Source organism: Patescibacteria group bacterium (assembly GCA_018896645.1).
Lineage (GTDB): Bacteria > Patescibacteriota > Patescibacteriia > UBA2591 > JABMQE01 > JAHIMF01.
Map to the genome: position 1 here is coordinate 1 of JAHIMF010000010.1, position 4,391 is coordinate 4,391.

Here is a 4,391-nt window from a genome sequence, read left to right on the forward strand (position 1 = left end):
AGCAGGAGGAAAACAACATGCATTTTCAAAAAAGTAACCCTAAAATTCTGGTGATTATTTTTGTGTTTATGATTTCCACGCTGGTTGGAAATTTTTTTGTTTTTAAACCAGTAAAAGCAATGATGATAATCTGGGGAAATATTTATGGCACTATTAGAGAGGCTGAAACCCAAGAACCAATTGAAGGAGCGTCAATAGAACTTTTTAAAGTAGATGCATTAGATGAAGTCTGGGATATGAGAACCTCAAATACTCAAGGCGAATATGCTTTTGAAGGTGATTTCTTTGGTGACTGGCTAATGAAAGTTTCTAAGCCAGGGTATTTAACCCAATCTCAAAATGTAATAGTTAATTCATGGTCATCAGTTACCCTTGATTTTTATCTTGAACCCGAAGCCCAAGAACCGGAAATTGACCCTCTTATTTTACAATACGAACCGATTCTTTATCTCCATCCTGATGAAACTTATCAGCCGATGAATGTTGAGGCCTATGTGGGGCATTGTTCGTTGTGGGATTCGCATGGCGCGGCGGCTGATGAATTATTGAAGGACGAGAGTATACTTAACCCCGTTACTTTGGACGATTTAAACTTTGAAGGGATTGATTCGTCTGGGTATTATTTGCAGTTTGTTGAGGACTTAGCTATTAAATGGCCGGATGCCAAAAAGGCAAGCATAGAGTATGAACAGATGAAAAATAATGGTGAGGTTAAATACGCACGCTATGTAATAAAAATGACTGATAAAGTTGAAGAAACAGGGGAAGAATATATTGTGTTGCAATATTGGTACTTTTATGCTTTTAACGATTGGCAAGAAAAAGGTGGCCTTAACAATCACGAGGGCGATTGGGAGGTTGTAATGATTTTTATAAGCAAAGAAGATGGTCAACCTAAATATATTGCCTATTCATCGCATCATAACAGGGGACGAATAGAAGAACCCTGGCAACTTCAGTATACATCGGTAAGAAAATCGTGGGATAGCTCAGAAGTAGTAAAACAAAATGATCAAGTTATCTCGTTTGTAGGAATTGGCTCACATGCCAATTATCCCAATGATGGAGATAATGGCATACACCCAATCCCTGGTTTTCCCGATGATCGAACATCAACTAATGGACTTCATCTGGACAATACTAATTGGGAATATATCGTCGTGTTTAAAGAAAACGAGTTACCTAAATGGGTAACCGGATATCGAGGTAAGTGGGGTGTTTTTGTGGGAATGTGGGGCTTTAATGGCTGTAACCACCTTTATCCTTCCCAATACAATAGATTTACTGAACCCATTAAATGGGCTGGCGTAGATAAGGTTGGTCAGCAGACAGTATGGGAGACGGGTGTTTATGTTCTCAACTTTATCAAACAAGAAACAGAATTAGTTTTTGATGAAGCGGTTAATATCGGCACCACAATCCTTGTTGACCTTCACGATGAGATAATTCAAATCGGTAAGAATATTAAAGAAATTTCTTTCCTGCCTCATTTCTGGGACATTGAATCAAACTTAGAAAATAATACTTTTAACGCAGAGGCAACCTTTGGTTATGACCCAGAAGAAATAGATATAATGGGGTTGGAAGAAAAATTTTTAGATGCCTTTGGTCTTGACGACCTGCAAAAACTTTGGCAAAAAATTCCATCCGTAATAGATTTAGAAAATAACACCATTAGTTTTAACACCACTCATTTTTCTAGATATGCTATTGGCGTAGAAAAATGGCAGGATATAACCGATGAAGTTCAGGTAATAAAAGATAGAGGTTGGGGAGGACATATTGAGAAAATAATTGAAAAAGGCAAGAAATTTTTAGAGGAGTTTACTGGCTGGGGCAAACAAGATTTGACCAGACGAGTGAGAATTAGAAATAAAAGTGAAGAAGATATCAAAGGTCCCTTAAGATTAGTGATAGATTCAATAGATAAAGAAGGTGTCACTGTTAAAGACCCGGATGGCTATACTTTTGAAGGCAAGCCCTACTTTGATATCAGTGATACTTATCCTCAATGCCGGTTTATTGGTGATGAAAAGGAGATTAAAGAAATCTTGGGCCAAGAAGAGAAAAATTTTAGAAGATATTTTCCTTCGAAGCTCAAAGATAAAATAAAAAAGATTTTTCAAGATAAAGGAATGCCGAGAATAATTTGTGGCAAATTAATTGAGAAAAAACCAGAAATTGCTCCCTATATTGAATATTTCCTGCCGCCAAAAATGATTACTAAAGATCAAATTATTGAGTTTGGGTCTGATTTTGTTTTAGATCAAAAGAAACCACCAAACTTTAATTTTAAAATGGTGGTTTTGAATAAAATTGTTGAGTGGGAATAAATTTCAGATTCCCTAGACGAAAGAACTCGCGAGAATTCCAAAGAATACACTAATGATGAGGACAATAATGACTAATACAGGATAAATAATCTTTACTCTATGTTTATAAAAAGCTTTGTAAAGTAAAAGAGCAAGAAGTAATAAATAAAGAATCCTAAATATAATTAGAATGGCAGGCCATAAAGTAGAGTTAACCCCTGTTATTGCTAAAATGACTACTATAATACCAAGGGGCACAAACCAAAACATTCCTCCAATTAAATCAATGATGGATCGGAGGTCATTTTGAGGTGCCTGATAAAAAAAGAATCCCGTAATAATAATCACGGCTAAAATTGCCATCCCCCAAAACCACCGCCTCCGATACCAGGGGATTTTTTGATTTTTGGCACCATTTTTTTTATCTTGTTTTTTGTCCTCCATAAAAATTATTTTTAAAGGTTAGGTGGTTTTATTATAGCACGAAATCCATTCACCCAGCAATAATCCCGCTATCCAACGGAACAAGAATTACTGGGCTATTATGTTAAACCCCATTAATGGGGTTTGTTATTGTAGCCCTGGAATTTATTCCTGGGCTATTTATGTTCCGGAATTTAAAAATTTTAAGTTTGAGGTGGAGGTTTTAAACAAAGTCGCGGAATAAAAGTGTAAAAAAATCAGGAATTTACCCCATGAAGTAATGCCTTCGGCAATTTTACGGGGTAAAAAAATCCCGTGGTTGATGCCGCGGGATTTTGATGATACCAATTTAACTACTAAAGGCATTTAAAAGAGTAAAACCAAAGGAACTTATAATAATAATAGTTAATAATATCAAGGGATATCTAATTTTTACCTTCTTTCTTTGCAGAGTTTTAAATAGTAAACCAAGGAGAGTAATATAATAAATTACCAAATAAGCTTTTGACAGCTGCGTATAAATAAGTTGATAAAACATCGTAGTACTACCCTTAACTCCAGTGATTATAAATAGACCCGTCGGTAACTGGAAAAAAAATGATGAGATTAAATTCCAAGGCTTGTAGTTAGGATTTATATCTGAAAGATAATCTATGCCAGACCAACACACCAAAACAAACACCACTCCCAGCACCGCTCCCCAAAACCACCTCCGATGGTGCCATTTGATTTTAGATTGGGGGTTATTTTTATTTATAATTTTTTTCTCCTCCATAAAAATTATTTTTAAAGGTTAGGTGGTTTTATTATAGCATTATGCAAAAAAACAAGAAAGCAAGAAAACAGACAAGGTGGGTTATTTCTTTTTCTTATTTTGTCTGACTGAAACGGGCCAATCTGTTATTAAAATTCCTTTGCCTCTTTTGTTGGCCACTACTTTTTGCTTTTCTCGCCATTTAAGCTTCCGCACAATCTCAATCGGCAAAGTTAAACCAATGCTCCTATTTCCTATTCGACTCAGTTTCCTAATGTTTTTATTCTCTATTTTTCGTCTAGCCATAAATTTTAGAAATACTTATTTAAATACCTATTTTAATACTTATCTCTTTTTATTATATCCTTTCAATAAACTCAAGACAAGCAAAAAATCGCTGGCTTGTCTCGCCCGAGAGGCGGAGATGGCGATTTTTAAAATTTTCTTCGCTAAACCTTGAGTTAATTGAAGGGTTTCTCTTTTTCAAATTCTTTCAAAGAAGGCAGCTCCTTGGGCTTCCACCTGTTAGCACCACAAGTCTTATGCGGCTTGCACAGCGCGCAACTGCGTTTTTTCTTTTTGAGTTGTTTGCGCATTAGGTTAAGAATTAGTTGGCTTCCTCATGATAAACAAATATTTAAACCCCCGCAGATAAAAGTTGTATTATACGCAAATCAACCGAGGTAAGTGATAATCTTATTCATGAGGAAAAGGAGCTATGGCTGCCAACCGCCGCCCCAGTGATAAATCACAGGGCTAGATTTTTTTGTTTTGGAAGCCCTGTGAACAGGGCTATATGAGCCCCATTTATGGGGCTTTTTAAAATCTCTCTAGCCCTGGCATTCCAGCCAAAGGTTGGTCAGCCACTAGCTGATATGCCTGGGCGAATGGGGCTTGTGCTG

Annotated in this window: 4 protein-coding genes; 1 reads left to right on the plus strand and 3 read right to left on the minus strand. The window is 36.3% G+C overall.

The annotated features are described in order from the left end of the window. Nucleotides 1-2,333 (plus strand): carboxypeptidase-like regulatory domain-containing protein (locus KKD20_00705; GenBank protein ID MBU4331632.1); only part of this gene is annotated, 2,333 nt, incomplete at its 5' end. A gap of 12 nt (nucleotides 2,334-2,345) precedes the next feature. Here KKD20_00705 and KKD20_00710 read toward each other — a convergent pair. The 3 genes from KKD20_00710 to KKD20_00720 all read right to left on the minus strand — a co-directional run bounded on the left by KKD20_00710 (nucleotide 2,346) and on the right by KKD20_00720 (nucleotide 3,795). Next, nucleotides 2,346-2,756, minus strand: a complete 411-nt coding sequence (locus KKD20_00710; protein MBU4331633.1) for a hypothetical protein — start codon at nucleotides 2,754-2,756, stop codon at nucleotides 2,346-2,348. A 328-nt stretch (nucleotides 2,757-3,084) separates the two neighbouring features. After that, nucleotides 3,085-3,510 (minus strand): hypothetical protein, encoded by a 426-nt coding sequence (locus KKD20_00715; GenBank protein MBU4331634.1) that lies wholly within the window; start codon nucleotides 3,508-3,510, stop codon nucleotides 3,085-3,087. Between the two features lie 81 nt (nucleotides 3,511-3,591). Beyond that, nucleotides 3,592-3,795 carry a hypothetical protein gene (locus tag KKD20_00720; GenBank protein ID MBU4331635.1) on the minus strand — a complete coding sequence of 68 codons (204 nt, stop codon included), beginning with the start codon at nucleotides 3,793-3,795 and terminating at the stop codon, nucleotides 3,592-3,594. Nucleotides 3,796-4,391 lie beyond the last annotated feature (596 nt).

Coding starts and splice junctions, on each gene's coding strand:
- KKD20_00720 (MBU4331635.1), bottom strand. CDS start 3,795: ATGGCTAGACGAAAAATAGAGAATAAAAACATTAGGAAACTGAGTCGA.
- KKD20_00715 (MBU4331634.1), bottom strand. CDS start 3,510: ATGGAGGAGAAAAAAATTATAAATAAAAATAACCCCCAATCTAAAATC.
- KKD20_00710 (MBU4331633.1), bottom strand. CDS start 2,756: ATGGAGGACAAAAAACAAGATAAAAAAAATGGTGCCAAAAATCAAAAA.